Source organism: Methylosinus sp., assembly GCF_036560965.1.
GTDB lineage: Bacteria > Pseudomonadota > Alphaproteobacteria > Rhizobiales > Beijerinckiaceae > Methylosinus.
In genome coordinates, this window is record NZ_DATBQF010000079.1 from 43,215 (window position 1) to 64,525 (window position 21,311).

General features: G+C 66.5%; 16 protein-coding genes and 1 pseudogene. 10 read left to right on the plus strand and 7 right to left on the minus strand.

Annotation, left to right across the window (positions count from 1 at the left end; all coding sequences use genetic code 11):
* Nucleotides 1-18 precede the first annotated feature (18 nt).
* From VIF40_RS20120 to ccmA, 3 genes are all read right to left on the minus strand, one after another.
* Nucleotides 19-591 carry a Fic/DOC family protein gene (locus VIF40_RS20120; protein WP_331939301.1) on the minus strand — a complete coding sequence of 191 codons (573 nt, stop codon included), beginning with the start codon at nt 589-591 and terminating at the stop codon, nt 19-21.
* 254 nt (nt 592-845) lie between these two features.
* Nucleotides 846-1,517 (minus strand): heme exporter protein CcmB, encoded by a 672-nt coding sequence (gene ccmB / locus VIF40_RS20125; RefSeq protein WP_331939302.1) that lies wholly within the window; start codon nt 1,515-1,517, stop codon nt 846-848.
* On the minus strand, nt 1,514-2,182 hold the full coding sequence (gene ccmA, locus VIF40_RS20130) for a heme ABC exporter ATP-binding protein CcmA (RefSeq protein WP_331939303.1): 669 nt from the start codon (nt 2,180-2,182) through the stop codon (nt 1,514-1,516). Before ccmA ends, ccmB begins: the two co-directional genes overlap by 4 nt.
* Before the next feature lie 216 nt (nt 2,183-2,398).
* On the opposite strand from ccmA, the gene VIF40_RS20135 reads away from it, so the two are divergent.
* The 10 genes from VIF40_RS20135 (at nt 2,399) to VIF40_RS20180 (ending at nt 15,127) form a co-directional block, all read left to right on the plus strand.
* Nucleotides 2,399-3,640 (plus strand): pyridoxal phosphate-dependent aminotransferase family protein, encoded by a 1,242-nt coding sequence (locus VIF40_RS20135; RefSeq protein ID WP_331939304.1) that lies wholly within the window; start codon nt 2,399-2,401, stop codon nt 3,638-3,640.
* 122 nt (nt 3,641-3,762) lie between these two features.
* Nucleotides 3,763-4,956, plus strand: a complete 1,194-nt coding sequence (locus VIF40_RS20140; protein ID WP_331939305.1) for a hypothetical protein — start codon at nt 3,763-3,765, stop codon at nt 4,954-4,956.
* Nucleotides 4,953-5,960, plus strand: a complete 1,008-nt coding sequence (locus VIF40_RS20145) for a fatty acid desaturase (protein WP_331939306.1) — start codon at nt 4,953-4,955, stop codon at nt 5,958-5,960. Before VIF40_RS20140 ends, VIF40_RS20145 begins: the two co-directional genes overlap by 4 nt.
* 8 nt (nt 5,961-5,968) lie before the next feature.
* Entirely contained in the window at nt 5,969-6,613 is a 645-nt protein-coding gene (locus VIF40_RS20150) for a sterol desaturase family protein (protein WP_331939307.1), read from the plus strand.
* Between the two features lie 114 nt (nt 6,614-6,727).
* Entirely contained in the window at nt 6,728-8,326 is a 1,599-nt protein-coding gene (locus VIF40_RS20155) for a sensor histidine kinase (RefSeq protein WP_331939308.1), read from the plus strand.
* Between the two features lie 258 nt (nt 8,327-8,584).
* Nucleotides 8,585-10,162: a Do family serine endopeptidase gene (locus VIF40_RS20160; RefSeq protein WP_414684836.1), complete on the plus strand. Its 1,578-nt coding sequence runs from the start codon at nt 8,585-8,587 to the stop codon at nt 10,160-10,162.
* A gap of 170 nt (nt 10,163-10,332) precedes the next feature.
* On the plus strand, nt 10,333-11,016 hold the full coding sequence (locus VIF40_RS20165; protein WP_331939318.1) for a response regulator transcription factor: 684 nt from the start codon (nt 10,333-10,335) through the stop codon (nt 11,014-11,016).
* On the plus strand, nt 11,000-12,457 hold the full coding sequence (locus VIF40_RS20170; protein ID WP_331939310.1) for an ATP-binding protein: 1,458 nt from the start codon (nt 11,000-11,002) through the stop codon (nt 12,455-12,457). Before VIF40_RS20165 ends, VIF40_RS20170 begins: the two co-directional genes overlap by 17 nt.
* Nucleotides 12,458-12,605: 148 nt before the next feature.
* Nucleotides 12,606-13,010, plus strand: a complete 405-nt coding sequence (locus VIF40_RS20175) for a (R)-mandelonitrile lyase (RefSeq protein WP_331939311.1) — start codon at nt 12,606-12,608, stop codon at nt 13,008-13,010.
* A 551-nt stretch (nt 13,011-13,561) separates the two neighbouring features.
* Nucleotides 13,562-15,127: a radical SAM protein gene (locus VIF40_RS20180; protein ID WP_331939312.1), complete on the plus strand. Its 1,566-nt coding sequence runs from the start codon at nt 13,562-13,564 to the stop codon at nt 15,125-15,127.
* Nucleotides 15,128-15,209: 82 nt separating this feature from the next.
* On the opposite strand, the gene VIF40_RS20185 is transcribed toward VIF40_RS20180, so the two are convergent.
* The 4 genes and pseudogenes from VIF40_RS20185 to VIF40_RS20200 form a co-directional block, all read right to left on the minus strand.
* Entirely contained in the window at nt 15,210-17,486 is a 2,277-nt protein-coding gene (locus tag VIF40_RS20185; protein ID WP_331939313.1) for a PAS domain-containing sensor histidine kinase, read from the minus strand.
* Between the two features lie 119 nt (nt 17,487-17,605).
* Nucleotides 17,606-20,266 (minus strand): aminopeptidase N, encoded by a 2,661-nt coding sequence (gene pepN / locus VIF40_RS20190; protein ID WP_331939314.1) that lies wholly within the window; start codon nt 20,264-20,266, stop codon nt 17,606-17,608.
* 111 nt (nt 20,267-20,377) lie between these two features.
* Nucleotides 20,378-20,899 carry a DNA starvation/stationary phase protection protein gene (locus VIF40_RS20195; RefSeq protein ID WP_331939315.1) on the minus strand — a complete coding sequence of 174 codons (522 nt, stop codon included), beginning with the start codon at nt 20,897-20,899 and terminating at the stop codon, nt 20,378-20,380.
* A gap of 158 nt (nt 20,900-21,057) precedes the next feature.
* Nucleotides 21,058-21,311 (minus strand): annotated as a pseudogene (locus VIF40_RS20200) (hypothetical protein); the annotation flags it as partial.

Consider the following 21,311-nt stretch of genomic DNA (forward strand, 5'->3'; position numbering starts at 1 on the left):
CGAGCGGGAGCGGCCCGGTCAGGACACGAGCCGCTCGATCTCGGCGACGAGCTTATCCTCCCGCCCTAGGAAAGCTTCGATCATCGCGGCGAGGAAGGACTCGGCCTTCAACCTGCGCAGCTTCGGCGGGCGCCCCGCCCGATCGGCGAGAAGCGCGAAAAACGCGAGTTGGGCCCGGCCGTTGCCGTCTCGAAACGGATGAACGGCGTTGAGCTCCGACAAGAAACGAGCGGATCGAACAGCGAATAGATCGAACGGCGCGCCCCTGAGATAAGCGTCGTCGCGGAGGCTATCGAATATCCGCGTCATTTCGGCTGCGATATGCTCTGGATAACAGAACATGCTCGCTCCTTTGGCGATTCTTGCGGTACGATAGCAGCCCGCCCAGCGATAGACATCTCCGAAAATATGGCGATGGATGGCGCGATAATGTCGAACGCCGAAACGCCCCATCGGGAGCGGTTCCGAAAACCGTTGCGCTGTCGCATCGGCCTCGAAAGCGTCGAGGTCCGCCTGATCGCGAAGTCCCAGACGATTTTTCAGAACCGTCGTCCCTCTATAGCAATAGGGATCGACGACGGTGCGATACATGAGGCCTAGGCTTTTTTTGCGTGCTTTTCGTGGATCGCCCGGCGACGCTCGGCCGCTGTCAAACCACGACGCTCGAAATCGGCAAACATTCGCTTGCTATCGGAGTCGAGTCGGACGCCCTCGACGGCGCTGATGCGTGAAAAACCCACCAATCCCAAGGTGAGGGACCGTCGCCGGCCGACAGGATGGTCTCGCTTCGTCATCTGCGCAGAATATCACGAAGTCGCCAGGCCGAAACAGCGGTCCGCGCCCCCCTACTCCCCCAAATGCCGCAACGCCGCCGCCGCGGCGAAGGGGCACAGCGCCAGCGACGCGAGGCTGATCGCGCATAATATCGCGAATGGCGCGGCGAAGGACACTGTTCCGCCCGTCGCCGCCTGCGCCGCCGAGACGCCGAAAATCAGCACCGGAATCGTCAGCGGCAGCACCAGCAGCCCCATCAGCAGGCCGCCGCGGCGCAGCGTCACCGTCGCCGCCGCGCCGATCGCGCCGATCAGCGTCAGCGCCGGCGTGCCGGCCAGCAGCGTCCCCGTCACCGCGACGAGCGCCATCTCGTCTTGTTGCAGCATCAGGCCGAGAAAGGGCGCGGCCAAGGTCAGCGGCAGGCCGGTCGTCACCCAATGCGCCGCGCATTTGGCCAGAACAGCGAGCTCGAGCGGCGCGCGGCCGAGCGGAAAGAGATCGAGCGAGCCATCCTCGAAATCGGCCTGAAACAGACGATCGAGGCAGAGCAGGCTGGCGAGCAGCGCCGCGATCCACAATATCGCCGGACCGATGCGGGCGAGAAGATTTGGGTCCGGGCCGATGGCGAAGGGGACGATCGACACCATCACCAGGAAAAACACCACGCCCATCGTCGCCGAGCCGCCGATGCGGCGGGCGACGCGCAGATCGCGCAAGAAAAGAGCGAGCAGCGGCGAGCTCACGCATTCGCTCCCAGCGCCAGCTCGCGCGCATCCTCGAGGCCGAGCGGCTCGTGGGTGGCGGCGATGATCATGCCGCCCAGCGCCCGATGCTCGGTCATCAGCCGGGCGAGCCGCGCCCGCGAGGCGGCGTCGAGCGCGCTGGTCGGCTCGTCGAGCAGCCACAGCGGTCGGAAGGCGACGAGCAGCCGCGCCAGCGCGATGCGGCGCTTCTGCCCGGCGGAGAGCATGGCGACTTGCGTCTGCGCGAGATGGGCGAGGCCGACCCGCTCCAGCGCCTCGCCCGGCTCGAGGCTGCGCCGATCCGGCTCGCCGCCGAGAAATTGCGCCCAGAAATCCAGATTCTCGCGCGCGGTGAGCGGCGCCTTCAGCCCGTCGGCATGGGCGAGATAATGAAGCAGCGAAGCCTCCTCCCCCGCCGGCGCGCCGTCGATCTCGACGCGGCCGGCAAGGCGCGGCAACAGGCCCGCCAGAGCGCGCAAAAGCGTCGATTTGCCGGCCCCGTTGCGGCCGGTGACGATCAGCGCCTCGCCGGCGGAAAGGGAGAAGCCGAGGCCGAACAGCACGCGCCGCCCCCCGCGGGCGACGGCGAGCGCCTCCACCCGCAGCCGCAGAGCGGAGGCACGTTCGGCGTGCGGCCGGGAATGCTGATGCGGAGCGTCTGTCATCGCCAGAGCCAATAGAACAAGTTCCGCCGCAGGGGAAACCCCCGCCCCGCGAAACAACTGCGACACGATTGCGCACGATGCTTTCGCTGGCGCTCCGGCGCCGAAGGATGCTAAGGCTGCGGGCCGACCGCGGGCGTCGCGAGGAATCGGGCGCCGGCTTCCAATGAGGCGCCGCGCCGGACAGCGCGCGGCCCGAGACCCGGGGTGACGCACTAAGTGGCGAAGCATAGCAGCCTTTCGGACTACGCATCGAGACGATTCCGTTTCGCGGGCAATGCGCTCCTCCAATATCACGATCCCTTCTTCGCGCAGATCGACCGGCTGCGCGCCGAGTTCGAGGCGAAGGGAACGCATTTCGTCAGCTTCGCCAATTACGATTATCTCGGCCTCGCCAATCATCCCCGGATCATCGAGGAGGCCGAGCATGAGCTGCATCGGCTCGGCGTCGGCGCGCTGGCCTCGCGCCTCGTCGGCGGCGAGCGCTCGACGCATAAGCCCTTCGAGGCGGAAATCGCCGAATTTCTCGGCATGGAGGCGGCGCTGACGCTGGTCTCCGGCTATCTCGCCAATGTGACGACCATCTCCTGGCTGCTCGGCAAGCGCGACGCGCTGTTCATCGACGAGCTCGCCCACAACAGCATCGTCGCCGGCTGCGAAGCCTCCTCGGCCGAGGTGATCAAATTCCGCCACAACGACTTGGAGCATCTCGACCATCTGCTGGCCAAGAAGCGCGAGGACTTCCGCCATGTGCTGATCGTCGTCGAGGGAATCTACAGCATGGACGGCGACACCGCCGATCTGCCGCGCCTCGTGGAGCTGAAAGAGCGTCACGACGCCTGGCTGATGGTGGACGAGGCGCATTCGCTCGGCGTGCTGGGCGATACCGGCCGCGGCCTCGCCGAGCTGCAGGGCGTCGATCCCGGCCGTCTCGATCTCGTCGTCGGCACAATGTCCAAGACGCTCGCCTCCTGCGGCGGCTTCGTCTGCGCGAAGAAGCCGGTCATCGACTGGTTCCGCTACACGCTGCCGGGCTTCGTCTACAGCGTCGGCCTCTCGCCCGTCATCCTCGCCGCGGCGCGCACGGCGCTGCAGCTGATGCAGGAGGAGAGCTGGCGCGTCGGCAAGCTCGCGCGCAACGCCGAGCTGTTCCGCGACTACGCCCACGCCAATGGGCTGAGCACCGGGCCGGCGATCGGCCGCGGCGTGGTGCCGATTCTGTTCCAGGACAGCGTCGAGACCATGTGGGCCTCGCAGCATCTGCTCGGCAATGGCTTCTATGTGCCGCCGATCGTGCAGATCGGCGTGCCCAAGGATCAGCCGCGGCTGCGCTTCTTCCTCTCGGCCAATCATTCGGAAGCGGAGATCAAAGGCGTGATCGAGGCGCTGCGCGACCTGCCGCCCGTGGCCGCCGAGGCGCATGAATTGGTCCGCAAGGCGATGGCCGGCGCGAATTTGTGAGGGAGCGACGAGCAGCCGCGAGCAGGGGATCGCAACGTCCCCCTCATCGCTCGCCGCTCGCTGTTTCTCCCGCGTCGATATGCCCGCTTTCGCTGGCTTCTCTAGCTCGATAGGTGTTCGCCATGGCCGGCATCGAGATTGTACCCGTCGATAATCTTTCGCGATTTCTGACCTTCTGCAAGCTGCCGCGTCTCATCTATAAGGGCCAGAAGGGCTTCGCGCCTTCGCTCGACGCCGAGCGCTGGAATCTCTACAGCCACAAGCTCAATCCGCATTTCAAGCAAGTGGAGGCGCAGGAGTTCCTGGCGCGCAAGGACGGCAAATGGGTCGGCCGCATCGGCGCGCAGGTCTATAAGCCCGCGATCCAACCCGTCTCGGCCTCGCGCTGGCAATTCGGCTCGCTCGACGCGATCGACGATCTGGAGGTGGTGCGCGCGCTGACGCAGGCCGCGGAGGAATGGCTGCGCGCGCGCGGCGCGCAGACCATCGTCGGCCCCTTCTCGCCGGACATCAACGGCGAAAGCGGCGTGCTGATCCAGGGCTTCGAGGCGACGCCGATGTTTCTGATGCCCTGGCACCCGCCCTATCTGTCGCCGCTCGTCGAATCGCGGGGCTATGAGAAGGCCAAGGATCTGATCTCCTATCGGCATCTCGCCGCAGACCAGGACCTCGGCAAGGAACGCCGCATCGCCGACCGCCGCGAATGGCGCGGCCGGCTGAAGATTCGCCAGCTCGACCGCGATCATCTGAAGCAAGGCGAAACCGCGCTGATGTCCGATCTGTTCAACGACGCCTGGCGCGACAATTGGGGCTTCGTGCCGCTCGGCAAGGATGAGCTCGACGGTTTCGCGGACCTCATGAAATATGTGATGCCGCCGGAATTCGGCATCGTGCTCGAGCTCGACGGCGCGCCGGTGTCCTTCGCGGTCGCGCTGCCCAATCTGCACGAGATCACCGCCGATTTCGACGGCAAGCTGCTGCCCTTCAATCTGTTCAAGCTGATCTCGCGCATCCGCAAGCACAAATTCTCGACCGCGCGCCTGCTGCTGCTCGGCACGCGCAAGTCGCTGCAGAACAGCGCCACAGGCGGCGCGATTCTGCTGTCGATGATCGAGGACATGCGGCGGCGCAGCTGCGTCGACGCCAATATCGTCGCGCTCGAGGCCGGCTGGGTGCTCGAGGACAATCTCGGCATGCGTAAGCCGATCGAAATGTTCGGCGGCGTGATCGACAAAATTCATCGCATCTACGAAAAGCGCGTCACAGACGCCACACCCGTTTCATCCGAGGCAGTGAGAGAAGAGGCGGCTCCATGAATGTCATCTCGATTTCTTCGACGTCCTCCGCCGATCGCTCGCATGTCGAGCGCCGTCGCCTCATTCTCGAGGCGCATCCGGACGTGCGGACGCTGTTCGGCAAGGACGACGTCACTTTCAAGATCGCCGCGGGCATATTCGCCGGGCAGCTGCTGATCGCGGCCATTCTCGGCTGGCTCGGCCTCGCCTATTGGCCGCTGACGCTGCTGCTCGCGATCTGCGTCGGCGCCTTCGCCAATCACGCCGCTTTCGTCGCCATCCACGACGCGATCCACAATTGCGTGTTCGACAATCCGCTCTACAACAAGCTCACCGCTCTGCTCGCCGATCTGCCCAACGCCTTCCCGACGGCGATGGGCTTTCGCTGCTACCACATCAAGCATCACTCGCATCTGTCGGCCTATGATTACGACGCCGACATTCCGAGCCATTGGGAGGTGGAGTGGGTGGGCAATAGCACATGGCGCAAGGCGCTGTGGCTGTTCTTCTTCCCCGCGATCCAGCTGGCGCGTCTGTCGCGCCTCAAAGGCACGGTGCCGTTCATGGGCTTTTGGACCTATGTCAACACCGCCGTCATCCTTCTCTTCGATCTCTTCGTGCTCTACGCCTTCGGTCCCAATGCGCTGCTCTATCTGGCGCTGTCCTTCTGGTTCTCGGTCGGCGGGCTGCATCCGCTGAGCGCGCGCTGGGTGCAGGAGCATTTCGCCTTCGGCCCCAATCAGGGCACTTTCGACTATTACGGACCGCTCAACAAAGTCGCGCTCAACATCGGCTATCACAACGAGCATCACGACTTTCACGAGATCCCCTGGCGTCGCCTGCCGGAGCTGACCGAAATGGCGCCCGAGTTCTACAAGCCGCTCGGCAGCCATTATTCCTGGCTGGCGCTGCTCGTCACTTTCGTCTTCGACCCGCGCTATTCGTTGCAGACGCGCTCCGCCAATGTGGAGCTCGCCAGCGCCGCGCAGCCCGTCCCCGTCCCCACCCCCGTCCCGGCCGAGTAGAGCTTCCCATGACTGCGACCGAAAACGACGCGCTCGCCGCCTCGCCGCGCCTGTTCGAGAGCGACATTCTCGACAAATATTCGCGCGTCCACCATCTGACCCCGCCGCTCGTCTATGGGCCGATCATTCTCTGGCTGCTCGCCTATGCGAGCGGCTATGCGAGCGCGGGCTACATTCTCTTCGCCTTCCTCATGGGCTATGCAGCCTGGACGCTCACCGAATATTTCGGCCATCGCTTCCTGTTCCATACGGTGTTCGCGCTGCCCTTCGGACTCGGGCCGCGCTTCCAATTTCTCATCCATGGCGTGCATCACATCTATCCGAGCGATCCGCTGCGGCTCGTGATGCCGCCGCTGCTCTCCGCGCCGATCATGCTGATCGCGCTGACGCTCATTCGCCTCGTCGTCGGCGGGGACTTCGCCTGGCCGATGCTGGCTGGCTTCATCGCCGGCTATGTGCTCTATGACTGCGTGCATTTCTGGACGCATCACGGCCAGCCCAAGTCCAAGCTCGGCCATCTGGTGCGCCGGCTGCACATGCTGCATCATTTCCGTGATCCGGAGCGCGGCTTCGGCGTTCACGCGATCTGGTGGGACTATGTGTTCGGCACCAATTACGACCAGGGCCAGACGCCCGGAAGCAGAGCGGTGTAACGGGCTTTTCGTCGCAGGACCTTTTGTGCGCGGCTTTCGGTCATAAATGAGCCGAGGCGCCGGCGCATAGCACGCGAAGGCAGGCGTCCGCCGCGCCCTCGAGCGAGCCGAATCATGTCGAGCGTCAAAGGGCAGCCCACCTCCGCCGCGACTTCCGATCTGCCGCACGCCGATCATGGCCGCGTCCGCGCGCTCGTCACGGCGCTCGCGCCGCAGCTGGTGCGCTGGTATCGCTCGTCGCTGTCCTGGCGCCTCGCCATCGGCCTTCTCGCCGCGGCCACGGGCGTCGTCTGGCGCCTGCTCATCGCAGGCGAGAGCGGCGGCCACACCTATGTCACCTTCTATCTCCCGGTCATCGTCGCCTCCTTCACCGGCGGCGCGGTGTCCGGCGCGCTGACTCTGCTCATCAGCGCGGTGGTCGCCCAGCTCTGGCTCTCGCCGATCGAAGGCGTCGAGGATGCGCTCGCCTTCGCCACCTTTCTGACGACGAACGGGCTCATCGTCGTCATCGGCGAGGCCTTCCAGCGCACGCTCACGCATATCGACAATCTGGAGACGCTCCATGCGATGGAGCGGCTCGCGGCGCAGAATGCGCGGCTCGTCGAGCAATTCGGCAACGTCGCCCTCGCGGCGCCGGGCGTCGTCTTCTCCTTCCGGCTCGATACGGGCGGCCTCGGCTCCTGCCCCTATCTCGCCGAGAATGTGCGCACCGTCTTCGGCGTCGCGCCGGAGGAGATCGCGACCAACGCCGCGCCCATGCTCCGCCGCATCGACCCCGCCGACAATGAGCGCTTGCGCGCCAGCTTCGCCCGCTCGGCGGCGCAGATGACGCTGCTGCGCGAGGAGTACCGCTACAATCATCCGTCCAAGGGGGCGATCTGGCTGGAGACGCAGGCGCAGCCGGTGCGTCAGGCCGACGGCTCGGTGGTCTGGCACGGCTATGCGCAGGATGTCACCGAGCGCAAGCGCGAGGAGGCTGCGCGCCTCGCGGCGGAAGGCGCGCTGGAGCAGCGCATCGTCGAGCTCGAGCGCGTCAACGAGCGGCTGGCCCGCTTCGCCTATGTCGCCTCGCATGATCTGCAGGAGCCGCTGCGCAAGATCGTCGCCTTCTCGCAAATGCTCGACGCCGCCGTCGCCTCCTCGGACCACAAGGACGTCGCCTATGCGAGCGAGGTGATGCGCGGCTCGGCGCTGCGCGCGCGCGAGCTGGTCGACGATCTGCTCGTCTATTCGCGCGTCGTCGAGGCGCCGCTCAAAGTGCAGCGGCGCGACCTGCGCGTCGAAATCCAATCGGCGCTGACCGATATCTCCGAGCTGATCGAGGAATCGGGCGCCGATGTCAGCCTCGATGCGCCCTGCGTCGCATTCGAGGCCGATCCGCCGCAATTCGCGCGGCTCATGCATAATCTCGTCAGCAACGCCATCAAGTTTCGACGCCCGGGGGAGACGCCGCGCATCGCCATCGCCGGCCATGTCGAGGACGGATTGCTGCGGCTCTCCGTCTGCGACGATGGCGTCGGCTTCGAGACGAAATATGCCAAGGCGATCTTCGAGCCGTTCAAGCGCCTGCACAGCAAGGCGGAATATCCGGGCACGGGAATCGGGCTCGCCATCTGCAAGACGATCGCCGATCGCCACGGCTGGACGCTGGCGGCGCGGTCGCAGCCGCTTCAGGGCGCTACATTCGAGGTGACGATGCGGCTGCCGAGCTGAGCAAAGGCCGCGGTCCTGCAGAGGCGCCGCTGTCCTGCAGAGGTCTTGCCGACTGCGGAGCTCTCGCTCACCCGCAGAGCTCGCGCTCTCCCGCGGCGTCGCCGCCGCCTTACGAAAGTTTCATGCGGCCGCCACTGTGGCGTAAGCCCGCAAACCCCATCTTCATCGTCGATAGGCGGACGCCCCGCCGCCGCCCCGGACCGTCGCTTCTCGCAAACGGCGAGCGCGCGAGGGGGCCGTATCGATGGAGACGGTTTGATGACCTTGCCGGTGGTTTTTCGTCGAGCTCTCGCCACATCCCGAACGGCGCGATGGCGTCGTCCGGAAGGACGCCCGTTTCGCGTCGCCCTCATGTCCGGCGCGGCTGCGCTCGCGCTCGGCGCGACGCTGCTCGCTCCGGCGCAGACCTTGGCCTGGGGCCAGGCGCCCGCCACTCCGACCCAGACCCAGAGCGCCCTGCCCGCCGTCGGCCCGCAATCCTTCGCCGATGTCGTCGAGCGGGTGAAGCCCGCCGTCGTCGCGATCAAGACCAAGGCGCTCGAGGCCGCGGGCGGTCCCGAGGACGGCTTTCCCGGCGCGCCGCCCGAGCTCTCGCCGGACGATCCGCTCTACCGCTTCTTCCGCCGTTTCGGCGAGCCTCAGGGAGGCGGACGCCGGCAGCAGAAGCATATGACGCAGGCGCAGGGCTCCGGCTTCGTCATCACCAATGACGGCTATGTCGTCACCAACAATCACGTCGTCGAGAATGCGACGCAGGTGGAGGTCAGCTTCGACGACGGCCGCACGCTGCCGGCCAAGATCATCGGAACCGACAAGCGCACCGATCTCGCCCTGCTGAAGATCAGCGACGGCAATAATCTGCCCCATGTCGATTGGGCGAGCGGTAGTCCGCGCGTCGGCGATTGGGTCATCGCCGTCGGCAATCCCTTCGGCCTCGGCGGCACGGTGACGGCCGGCATCGTCTCGGCGCGCGGCCGCGACATCGGCGCCGGCCCCTATGATGATTTCCTCCAGATCGACGCGCCGGTGAACCGCGGCAATTCCGGCGGCCCCTCCTTCGACGAGCACGGCCAGGTCGTCGGCGTCAACACGGCGATCTATTCGCCCTCGGGCGGCTCGGTCGGCATCGGCTTCGCCATTCCTTCGGAGGTCGCCAAGGACGTGATCGCAGCGCTCAAGGACAAGGGCGCGGTGGCGCGCGGCTGGATCGGCGTCTCCATCCAGCCGATCACGCCCGAGATCGCCGAGAGCCTGGGGCTCAAGACGAGCAAGGGCGCGCTGGTCGCCCAGCCGCAGCGCGGCGGGCCGGCGGAAGCGGCCGGACTCAAGGCCGGCGACGTCGTCACCGCCGTGGACGGCCAGAAGGTCGACGGCCCGCGCGATCTCGCCCGCCGCATCGCGACGCTCGGTCCCGGCAAGAGCGCCGAGCTGACCTTCCTGCGCAATGGCGCCGAGAAGAATGTGAAGCTGAAGCTCGGCAAGCTGCCGAGCGAGAAGGAGACCGCCGCCGCCGAGTCCAACGACGATGGCGTCGAGCCCGGCGCGGCGCTGGCGGCCTACGGCATAGAGGTGGCGCCGTCCGCCGAGGTGCGCGGCGGCCGCGGCGGCGAGGGCCTCATCATCGTCGGCATCGACCCCAATGGCGCCGCCGCCCAGAAGGGCCTGCGCCAGGGCGATGTGATCGTCGAGGCCAATGGCCAGACGCTCAAGGGTCGCGGCGATCTCCAGGCGGCGATCGACGCCGCCAAGAAGGACGGACGCAAATCCGTCCTGCTGCGGGTCAAATCGCCGGAGGGCGCTCGCTTCGTGGCCCTATCGGTCAATCCGGCGTCCTGACGCCGGCGAGCTTCTTGCGCGAGGCCCGTTTGCCCGCCCCCCGTGTAGCGGGCCCGCGCAATGAAGGACGGCGGGAGACGTTCGTCTCCTCTCCCGCCGCGTCAGTCGCGGCAGGTCGGCGCGTATCCGCCGGCCTGCCGTTTTTTATCGAGGCGCGCTATATGAGAGAGATGCGAATATTGGTCGTCGAGGACGATTCGGAAGCCGGAGCCTATCTCGTGAAGGCGTTTCGCGAGCAGGGCCATGTCGCCGACCATGCGGCGGACGGGCTCGAAGGCTATGCGGCGGCGGCGGAAGGCCGTTACGACGTGCTCATCATCGACCGCATGCTGCCCAAGCTCGACGGACTCTCGCTGATCTCGGGCCTGCGCGAGCAGAAGATCGACACGCCCGCGCTCATCCTCTCCGCGCTCGGCCAGGTGGACGATCGGGTGCGCGGCCTGCGCGCCGGCGGCGACGACTATGTGTCCAAGCCCTACGCCTTCTCCGAGCTGCTCGCCCGCGTCGAGGCGCTGGCCCGCCGCCGCGGCGGACCCAAGCAGGAAGAAACGGTCTATCGAGTCGGCGATCTCGAGCTCGATCGCCTCGCCCATAAGGTCGTCTCGGCCGGACAGGAGATCGTGCTGCAGCCGCGCGAGTTCCGTCTGCTGGAATATCTCATGAAACATGCCGGCCAGGTGGTGACGCGCACCATGCTGCTCGAGAATGTGTGGGACTATCACTTCGATCCGCAGACCAATGTCATCGACGTCCACATCTCCAGATTGCGCGCCAAGATCGACAAAGGACGCGAGACCCCGCTCCTGCACACGATCCGCGGCGCAGGATATATGATCCGTGAAGGCGCTCGTTAGACTCTTCCGCACGACGGCCTTCAAGCTGTCCCTCGCCTATCTGGTGCTCTTCGGCATCGGCGCCGCGCTGGTGCTGACCAGGGTGCAGATCAATGTCGAGGACCTCTTCGACGAGCAGACCGCGCAGACGATCGACGCGGATATTCGCGGCCTCGCCGAGCAATATTCGGAAGGCGGCATTCGCCAGCTGGTGGAGGTGATCGAGCGGCGCGTGCGCACGCCCGGCGCCTCGCTCTATCTGGTGACGACCTTCTCCGGCGAGCTCGTCGTCGGCAATATCGCCGAGCTGCCGCCGGACCTGCCGGACGGCTCCGAGCTGGTGGAGGCGCGCTATCAGCGGCGCGGCGAGGCGACCGCCCATCATCGCGCGATGATGCGGCTGTTTCAGCTTCCCGGCGGCTTCCGCCTGCTGGTCGGCCATGATCTGCAGGACCGCAAGCTGCTGCGCGGGATTTTGCGCCGCGCGCTGGTCGCCTCGCTGTTCTGGCTCATCGCCATCGGCACGCTCGGCGGCATCATCGTCGCGCGGCGCATTCTGGCGCGGCTCGACAAGCTCTCCGCCTCGGCGCGCCGCATCATGTCCGGCGATCTCGATCAACGCCTGCCGCTGATGGGCGCCGATGACGAGCTCGACCGCCTCGCCGGCAATCTCAACGCCATGCTGGAGCGCATAGAGCAGCTGATGGCGGGTCTGCGCGAGGTTTCCGACAATATCGCCCATGATCTCAAGACGCCGCTGACGCGGCTGCGCAATCGCGCCGACGCCGCATTGCGCTCCGCTTCCACGACCGAGCACTATCGCGATGCGCTGAACGACATGATCGAAGAATCGGACGGACTCATCCGCATCTTCGACGCTCTGCTGATGATCGCGCGCGCCGAGGCCGGCTATTGCAGCGACTTCATGGGCGAAGTCGACGCCGCCCGCGTCGCCGCCGACATAGCGGAAATGTACGAGCCCGTCGCCGAGGAGCATGGCGCGCGCATCGAGCTCGCGACGGCCGAGGGGCTGACGTTTCGCGGCAATCGCGAATTGCTCGGCCAGGCGCTCGTCAATCTGGTGGACAATGCGCTGAAATATGGCGCGAACGAGCCCGGCGCCGTGGTTCGCGTCGCGGCGCGACGGGCCGGCGACGGCATAGAGATCGAAATCTCCGATCGCGGCCCGGGCATAGCGACCAAGGATCGCGACCGGGTGATCGGGCGTTTCGTGCGGCTCGAGAACGCACGCTCGCGGCCGGGCTCGGGGCTCGGCCTGTCGCTCGCCGCGGCGGTGGCGCGCCTGCATGGCGGCGCGCTGCGCATAGAGGACAATGAGCCGGGCCTGCGCGTCGTCGTCGCGCTCCCCGCGACATGCGCCGATGCGACGCGGCCGCCGAGCGCGCCCGTCGCCCCGCTCGCGACCGGTTTCGCCGCCGGGACGAGCCCGCGCGCTCGATAGAGTCGCGCGCGCGATTTCGCTTCGAGGCGGGCCGGGTCGCGTCTATCGTCGATCGGACGAGGGGCGGCCCGGATTTCAACCCTTCGCCCGCGCTGGTCCAGGCATTGCTTCGCTCGCGGGCGACAGCAGCGGAACGGAGGACAAGGCAATGGACATCCAGCGCATCGGCTCACGGCCGTCCGCCAAAGCGCAGCCGGAATATTTCACAGGCGTGGTGCGTCTCGATCCTTTGATCGAAGCGCCCGAGCCGGCGCGCGTTCGCGCCGTCAACGTGACCTTCGAGGCCGGCGCGCGCACCGCTTGGCATACGCATCCGCTCGGTCAGACATTGATCGTCACCTCCGGCCTCGGCTGGGCGCAGCGCTGGGGCGGTCCGGTCGAGGAAATCCGGCCGGGCGACGTGATCTGGTTCTCGCCGGGCGAAAAGCATTGGCACGGCGCGACCCCGACGACGGCGATGGCGCATCTCGCGATTCAGGAGGCGCTCGACGGCAATACGGCGGATTGGCTCGAGCCGGTGAGCGACGAGCAATATCAACGGCGCCCTGCATAGCGGCGCCTTCGCCGTTCGCCGCGCGCGGATGTCCGTTGAAATCATGATAGCGAGCGGCGCCGAGCAGCGCCGCCGCTCGAATCCAGATTTGCGCGAATCTCTTGTCGCGGCGCCGTCTTCAAATCGACGATGCGATCGAGAACGCGGCTCGCCATAGGGCGCGAGCCCCTCGAGCTCATATCGCCGGAGCCGCGTTCGACCAGCCGATCGGACGTCGGCTAGTCATGCGCCATCGATGGCCGTGTCCTACAAAAAACCCATAGAAATTCGTTTTTGCCGCAACCCCGCGAGGCTTAGGCGACAAGGCGGCGAGCGTCGACTCGGGGTCGCTCCGCCCGGGGCCGGAACACGCGACAAAGGGCGTTGAGACACAAGACGTTTCGCCATTTTGTACGGACTTACGTCACGTTCGCGCGATGCATGCGAGCCTGTGGAAAAGCCCGCGAGCGGCGCGCGGCGCCGCTTGAATGATCGGCGGGATGCGCGCTTTCGGCTTGCGCGCCAGAAAAAAGGCGGACATTAATTCGACATTCACTGGAAAGGGGCCCGCAATGACCTCATCCCTTTACATCATCAATCCTGCTGCTGATTTTCCAACCTACTTCGGCGCCGAAATCCTGCTGGCCGCAGGCCGCCGATCCGGCGTCATGATGGCCGATCTGTCGTCGACGACCGTCGCCGCTATGGCGCCGCCCGATTTCTCGATCGCCATTTGCGACGAAGGCGTCGCGCCTGTCGATTTCGACAATGACGCGGATTGGATCGCCATCACCGGCAAGGTGAGCCAGCGCCGCCGCATGATCGCGATCGCCGACGAATTCCGTCGCCGCGGCAAGAAGGTGATCATCGGCGGCCCCTATGCGAGCCTCAGCCCCGATCATCTGGTCGCGCATTGCGACGTGCTGGTCAGCGGCGAGATGGAGGAGATCGCCGAGGAGCTCTTCGCCGATCTGCGCGCCGGGCGCCCGCGTGATCGCTATTTCGGCGACAAGCCGTCGCTGGCGACGAGCCCCGTGCCGCGCTGGGATCTCTATCCCAATCATCGCGCCATGCTCGGCGCCGTGCAGACATCGCGCGGCTGTCCGTTCGAGTGCGAATTCTGCGACGTGATTCAATATCTCGGCCGCAAGCAGCGCCACAAGCCGATCGCCAATGTGCTCGCCGAGCTCGACGCGCTATGGGCGCATGGCTTTCGCGCGACATTCCTGGCGGATGATAATTTCACCGCCTATCGCGCCCATTGCAAGGAGCTGCTGGAGGCGATGGCGCGATGGCGGCGCGACGGACATCCCATGGATTTCGTCACGCAAATCTCCATCGACGCGACGCGCGACGCGGAATTGATGGATATGCTGGTCGAGGCCGGCGTGCATCAAGTGTTCATCGGCATAGAGACGCCCAATCTCGAGAGCCTGCGCGAGACCGGCAAACGGCAGAATCTCAAGATCGACATCGTCGAGGAAGTGCAGAAGCTCGTCGACCGCGGCATTTCGGTGATGGGCGGCATGATCGTCGGCTTCGATCACGACGGCCCCGATGTCTTCTCGCAGCAATATGAATTCGCCATGTCGACGCCGATCCCGATCTACAGCCTCGGCGCGCTGATGGCCTCCGAGGCGACGCCGCTGTTCGATCGCATGGCCAGGGAGGGCCGGCTGCTGCAAGGCACTGTGGAGACGCAGGCGGTGCCCTGGGGCTCCAATATACGCCCGGTGACGATGAGCATGGAGGAGCTGAACGAGGGTCTGCACAATCTCTGCAACGCGCTCTATGCGCCTTCCGCCTTCGGCGAGCGCATGTTGAATTTCATCGACGCCTTCGGCCGTGCGCGCGGACCGAGCGACGCGACGATTCCCGATACGAGCGCCTTCCGCGAGATCGAGCAGGAGGCGGTGCAGATCGCCGCCGATGTGCGCAGGCTCGGCGACGCCGAGGGCCGCATGTGGAACAAAGTGTGGGGCGCGGCGCTGCGCAAGCCGCAGACGGTGAAGATCGTCGCGCGCATCATGTTCCAATATGCGCAGGCGCGGCACATGTTCGACAGGGGCAATTATTGGGAGCCGCAGCTCGCCTTCGCGCCGCCACGACGGGAGATGGCGGAGGTCGCGGCGGAGTGATGGCGGCCGTCGCCTGAGACGGAATTCCGACGCGAGACGCGTTGTGCGAGCCTGAAGGCTCGCGGTCGAGAGCGCCGGCGCATCAATGCAACGCTGGCCGCGCGCTCGTCCCGAGCGTCGCCCGCGTCGTCGGCCGCACGGGAATGCGCAGCATCGCGACCGTGCCGACCCCGACATGCGAGCGAATGCGCAGCGCGCCGCCATGCAGCGCCATCAGCGAGCGCGCTATGGCGAGGCCGAGGCCCGAGCCTTTCATGCCATTCTCTATGACCGCGATCGGCTGCTCGAAGGGCCGGCCGAGCTTGGGGATCGCCGCTTTCTCTATGCCGCAGCCGTCATCCTCGACGAAGATGGCGATAGAACGCGCGAGCCGGCGCGCGCGCACGCGCACGGCGCCGCCGGGCGAGGTGAATTTCAGACTATTGGAAACGAGCACGCCGATCGATTTGACGATCGCGTCATGGTCTCCGAAGCAGCGCAGCCCATCACGGGCGTCGACGCTGATCTCGACGCGCTTGGTCTCGGCGCTGTGGCGGAAGCGCTCGACCGTCGCCCGCACCGCGCCGGAGATGTCGACCTCGCGCTGATCGAGGCGCACGCGCCCCGCCTCCAAGCGCGACATGTCGAGAATATCGGTCAGCACATCGAGCAGATAGCGGCCGCCCTGGTGAATGTGGTTGCAATATTCCACATATTTCGTCGAGCCCAGCTGGCCGAACACCTGCGCCTGCATCATTTCCGAAAAGCCGATGATGGCGTTGAGCGGCGTGCGCAGCTCGTGACTCATATTGGCGAGAAATTCGGACTTGGCGTGATAGGCGGCCTCGGCCTCGCCCTTTTGCAGATGATATTGCTCGGCGAGCGTGGCGAGCTGCTGCGCCTGCGCCTCCAGCGTCTGACGGGACTTCAACAGATCGGTGACGCTCGCCGTCAGCCGACGCTCGGAGTCGATGAGCTTCTCCTGATTGCGCTTCAGCGTCGTGATGTCGGCGCCGACGGAGACGTAGCCGCCGTCCTTGGTGCGGCGCTCGCTGATCTGCAGCCAGCGGCCGTCGGCGAGCCGCGCCTCATAGGTCCGTTCGCTCGAGGAAGAGGCCTGGTCCGAGACGATCTGCGTCTCGGCGAGCGTGGCGCTGGCGCCCGCCATGAGGCGCGCATAGCTCGCGCCGGGCGCCGCGGCTTCGGCGGCGAGTCCATGCAGCGCGAGGAATTTCGAATTGCAGGCGACGAGCCGATTATGCGCGTCCCACAGCACGAAGGCCTCGGAGATCGTCTCGATCGCGTCGCGCAGCCGCATGTCGGCGGTCGCCGCGCCCTCCACGAGCGCCCGCTGCTCGGAAATATCGACGGCGACGCCGACGAGGCGCTTGCCGCCCTGCGGATCGTCGATCAATTCGGCGCAGGCGCGCAGCCACACGAATTCGCCGCGCGCATTGCGAATGCGGAACTCATGATCCATGCCGCTCGAGCCGGAGGCGACGATCGTCTCGACGATGGCGGCGAGATCGCCATCCTGCGGATGCAGGCGCATCTTCAATTCGCCGAAGGACAGCGAGCGCGGCTCGGGGGCGAGGCCGAGCAGGCCGAACATGGAATCGGACCAATGAATGCGCCCATGCGCAATGTCCCAGTCCCACAGGCCGCAGCGGCCGGAGCCGAGCGCCGCGTCGACGCGCTTGCGCATGTCGATCTGCGCGCGTTCGGCGAGCGCCGCGCGCCGCACCTCACGCCCGAAGCCCCAGAGACCGAGCGCCGTCGCCAGCGTCGCCGCCGCCGACAGCGCCGCATAGCGCGCGACAAAGGCGCGCCAATCGGCCAGCGCGGCCTCATAAGGGAGGATCGCCGCCACCTGCCCCGCTCCCGGCGCGAGATTGCGCACCGTCGCGAGCGCCATACGCCCATCGGCCAAGGTGACGCGCATGACGCCCGCCTTATCGGCGAATTCGGTCAATAGCGGCTCGGCGCCCAGCAGGCTGGCGAGCGCGCCCGAGGCGTCCAGCGGCGGGGTCGCCGCGACGATGCGGCCCGCCCCGTCGGCGACGGCCACGCGGCGCCCGCGCGAGACGGCGTAATCCGGCAGAGTGGCGGCGCCGATGCGCAGAGTCGCGTCGACGTCGCGGGAAATGGCGCGGGCGAAGATCTCGAGATCCTGCGCGGCCTCCGTCAATGTCCGCTCATGCGCGGCCTCCGCCAGCGCGAAGAGCAGCGCGCCGAGCGCGGCGGCGCAGAGTCCGAGCGCGATCGTCACATGACGGGCGCTCAGCCGTTCTGCAATCGCCCGGCCGACGCTCACGGAGCCCGCAGCGCTCCATGACGTATCGGCGCAAGTCGTCGTATTGGCTGCGCGTTCACGCGCCATTTTTGGAAGTCCCCGCCAGTGGTCGAAGAGGGGGAAAAACGCGCCGCATCCCGCCCCGAATCAGGCCCATTCGAATCCGGCGGAGGCCATTTGTCCAGAGCTTAATGGGACGTAAACGCTCAGCCGAGCGCGCGCGTCGCTATGTCGGAGACATCGGCCGAGAGATCGGGCGCGGCGAGGATGCGCCGCAGCGTCGCCTCGGCGATTCCGCGGCGCCGCCCCTCGAGCGAGCGCCAGGAGCGCAGCGCCGAGAGCAGCCGCGCGCCGAGCTGCGGATTCTTCGGGTCGAGCTCCAGCACCACCCGCTCGAGCAGCGCGTAGCCGGAACCGTCCAGCGCGTGGAAACGCGTCGGATTGCCATTGGCGAAGGAGCCGACAACGGCGCGCACGCGATTGGGATTTGCGAGCGAGAAATCCTCATGCTCCATCAGCCGCGCGATGCGCGCCGTGGTCTCGACCTCCGGAATGGTCGATTGCAGAGAAAACCATTTGTCGAGGACGAGGTGATCGTTTCGGTAGCGCTCGTAGAAATCGACGAAGGCCTGCTCGCGCGCCTCGCCCGGCAGATGCGACAAGGTCGCCAGCGCGCAGATGCGATCGGTCATATTGGTCGCTTCGGCGAATTGCCGCTCGGCCAGCGGGCCGCCCAGCGCCGCATCGCCCGCGGCCAGCAGATCGAGCGCGACATTGCGCATGGCGCGCCGTCCGGCGCTGGCGGCGTCCGGCGAAAAACCCTCCTGCGGCGCGAAGCGGGCATGCGCCTCGACGAGCGCCGCCGCCAAATGGCGACCGAGATCGCGCTTCAATCCAGAGCGCGCCGTGAAGATGACATCGGGATCGACATCCTTGCCGATCTCGCGCGCTATGTCGATCTCGGACGGCAGCGAGAGCGCCTGGGCGACGAGGCTCGGGTCGCCCTCCCCCGCCTCGACGAGGCGCTTCAGCGAGTCGAGAAAGGCGCCGTCGTCCACACCCGCAGAGCCGCCGCGCGCGGCCTCGATGCGCGACAAGATGGAGCGCAGCGCGAGGCTCTGCGCCGCCTGCCAGCGATTGAAGGAATCGCTGTCATGGGCGAGCAGCCGCTCGAGATCCTCGGCCGCTTGCGGCGGGGCGAGGCGCACGGGCGCGGAAAAGCCGCGCAGCAGCGACACCACCGGACGCGACGGCACATTCTCGAACACCACCTTGCGCTTGCGCGTCGAGAGCTCGACGACGCCGCGCGCGCATTCTTCCGCGCTGGCGCCGGACTCGCCCGGCGCGGCGGAAAGCGTCAGCTCGTCGCCATTCTCGCCGATGAGGCCGAGCGCCAGCGGAATGACGAAAGGCTTCTTCTCGTTCTGGCTGGGCGTCGGCGGCGTCGATTGCTCGAGGGAGAGCGTCAAGGTCTTGGCGCCGGCGTCATATTCGCTCTCGACGGAGACGAGCGGCGTGCCGGCCTGCTCGTACCAGAGCGCGAATTGCGCGAGATCGCGGCCGGACGCCTCGGCGAAGCAGGCGAGGAAATTCTCGACCGTCGCCGCCGTGCCGTCGAAACGCTCGAAATAAAGGTCCATGCCGCGACGGAAATCGGCCTCGCCGATCAGCGTCTTCAGCATGCGGACGATCTCGGCGCCCTTCTCGTAGACGGTCGCCGTGTAGAAATTATTGATCTCGTGATAGAGGCTCGGCCGCACCGGATGGGCGAGCGGGCCGGCGTCCTCCGGGAATTGCTGCAACCGCAGGCCACGCACATCGGCGATCCGCTTTACCGCGCGAGACCGCTGGTCGGCCGAGAACTCCTGATCGCGGTAGACCGTCAGGCCTTCCTTCAGGCACAGCTGGAACCAGTCGCGGCAGGTGATGCGATTGCCGGTCCAATTGTGGAAATATTCATGGGCGATGACCGACTCTATGCCGGCGTAGTCGGAGTCGGTCGCCGTCTCCGGCGAGGCCAGAACATATTTGTCATTGAATATGTTGAGGCCCTTATTCTCCATCGCGCCCATGTTGAAGTCGGAGACGGCGACGATGTTGAACACGTCGAGGTCGTATTCGCGGCCGAAGGCCTCCTCGTCCCAGCGCATGGAGCGCACCAGCGAATCCATCGCATAGGAGGCGAATGGCTCCTTGCCGCGCTCGACATAAATGCCGAGCGCGACATCGCGGCCGGAGCGCGTGCGATAGCGATCCGAAATATGGCCGAGATCGCCGCCGACCAGCGCGAACAAATAGCAGGGCTTGGGGAACGGATCGCGCCAGACCGCGAAATGCCGACCGCCGTCGAGATCGCCGGAGGCGATCGGATTGCCATTGCCGAGCAGCACCGGGGCTTCGCTCTTCTCGGCCTCTATGCGGGTCGTGTAGACGCTCAGGACATCGGGCCGATCGAGGAAATAGGTGATGCGGCGGAAGCCCTCCGCCTCGCATTGCGTGCAATAGGCGGAGCCGGAGCGATAGAGCCCGCTCAATTGCGTGTTGGCCGAAGGATCGACCACCGTCTCGATCTCCAGCGTGAAGGGCCGCTCGGGCGGGACGCGCAGCACGAAGGAATCGGGCGTCGCCTCATAGGCCTCGGGCGACAGCGGGGCGCCGTCGAGCGCCGCGCGGCGCAAGACGAGCCCATCGCCGTCGAGCGCGAGCGGAGCGCCGCTCAATCCGGCCGGATTGCGCCGGATCGCGAGGCGCGCGACGATGCGCGTCTCGCTGCGGTGCAGCGAAATATCCAGATCGACCGCATCGATGAGAAATGCGGGCGGGCGATAATCGGCGAGACGGACGGCCTGAGGAGGTGGGTTGCGCATGGGACCTCTATGCCCGTCACACCTACACGCGGCCGCGCGCCTTCGCAACGGGCAATGGGAACGGGCAATGGGAACGACATGGAACAGGGCCGCCGCGGCCGATGATCCGCGTCAAGCGTTGCCGCGACGCCCGGCCTCGAAGAGGAACCAGACCCGCCTTTCCGCCTCGTCTATGTAATTTTCGAGAAGGCTGGCGGTGGCGACGTCGCCGCGCTCGTCGCAGATGGAATGCGCCTCGCGCAGGCGCGCCGCCAGCGCGCCATTGTCGTCGCGCAGCTCCGCCAGCATGTCCTGCGGCTCGACATAATCGGCGTCATTGTCGAGCACGCGCTGGAGCCGGGCGATATGGCCGATCGAGCGCAGCGTCGTGCCGCCGACCTTGCGCACGCGCTCGGCGATTTCGTCGGTCGTCGCGAAAATCTGCGCGCCCTGCTCGTCGAGGAGCAGGTGATAGTCGCGAAAATGCGGGCCGGACACGTGCCAGTGGAAATTCTTCGTCTTCAGATAGAGAGCGAAAATATCCGCGAGCACGGCGTTGAGCGCGCCCGTCACATCCCGCGTGGCCTGGGACGAGAGGCCGGTCGGCGTCTCGAGCGCGGCTTTTTGACGGGAGTGGATTTCACGATTGGCCATGCGTCTTTCTCCTCGAGCGGAAGACAGGATCGCTATGACCAGATATGCCGCCGCGCGCGCCTTCCCATGGCTCGGCGCGGATTTTTTGGGCTCGGCGCGGATTTTTTGGGCGCGGCGTGGATTTTTTTGACGCGGAAGAGGTCCGACGCCGGGCGGCCTCAGCCGGCGGAGGCGCTGGGAAGCTCGCCGTCCAGCTCTTGCGCAGCCTCGGCCGGGGTCGGCTCGGCCGTTGCGCGGCGGGTCGGCAGGCGGTGAACCGTCGCCGTCTCCTGCTCGTCGTCACGGTCCATCCGCGACAAATCCTGACGCACCATCCAGACGAACAGAGCGAAAGCGATCGCCGAAGCCGTCCCGATCGTCACATCCAGAACCGTGAAGCGCCACAGCCGCGCCTCCACCACCTGCGGACCCA

Bases quoted from the DNA above. Each gene is read 5' to 3' on its own strand.
- VIF40_RS20160 (WP_414684836.1), top strand. From the start codon at position 8,585: ATGACCTTGCCGGTGGTTTTTCGTCGAGCTCTCGCCACATCCCGAACG.
- VIF40_RS20180 (WP_331939312.1), top strand. From the start codon at position 13,562: ATGACCTCATCCCTTTACATCATCAATCCTGCTGCTGATTTTCCAACC.
- VIF40_RS20155 (WP_331939308.1), top strand. From the start codon at position 6,728: ATGTCGAGCGTCAAAGGGCAGCCCACCTCCGCCGCGACTTCCGATCTG.
- VIF40_RS20195 (WP_331939315.1), bottom strand. From the start codon at position 20,899: ATGGCCAATCGTGAAATCCACTCCCGTCAAAAAGCCGCGCTCGAGACG.
- VIF40_RS20120 (WP_331939301.1), bottom strand. From the start codon at position 591: ATGTATCGCACCGTCGTCGATCCCTATTGCTATAGAGGGACGACGGTT.
- VIF40_RS20165 (WP_331939318.1), top strand. From the start codon at position 10,333: ATGCGAATATTGGTCGTCGAGGACGATTCGGAAGCCGGAGCCTATCTC.
- VIF40_RS20185 (WP_331939313.1), bottom strand. From the start codon at position 17,486: ATGGCGCGTGAACGCGCAGCCAATACGACGACTTGCGCCGATACGTCA.
- VIF40_RS20175 (WP_331939311.1), top strand. From the start codon at position 12,606: ATGGACATCCAGCGCATCGGCTCACGGCCGTCCGCCAAAGCGCAGCCG.
- VIF40_RS20145 (WP_331939306.1), top strand. From the start codon at position 4,953: ATGAATGTCATCTCGATTTCTTCGACGTCCTCCGCCGATCGCTCGCAT.
- VIF40_RS20150 (WP_331939307.1), top strand. From the start codon at position 5,969: ATGACTGCGACCGAAAACGACGCGCTCGCCGCCTCGCCGCGCCTGTTC.
- ccmA (WP_331939303.1), bottom strand. From the start codon at position 2,182: ATGACAGACGCTCCGCATCAGCATTCCCGGCCGCACGCCGAACGTGCC.
- pepN (WP_331939314.1), bottom strand. From the start codon at position 20,266: ATGCGCAACCCACCTCCTCAGGCCGTCCGTCTCGCCGATTATCGCCCG.
- VIF40_RS20140 (WP_331939305.1), top strand. From the start codon at position 3,763: ATGGCCGGCATCGAGATTGTACCCGTCGATAATCTTTCGCGATTTCTG.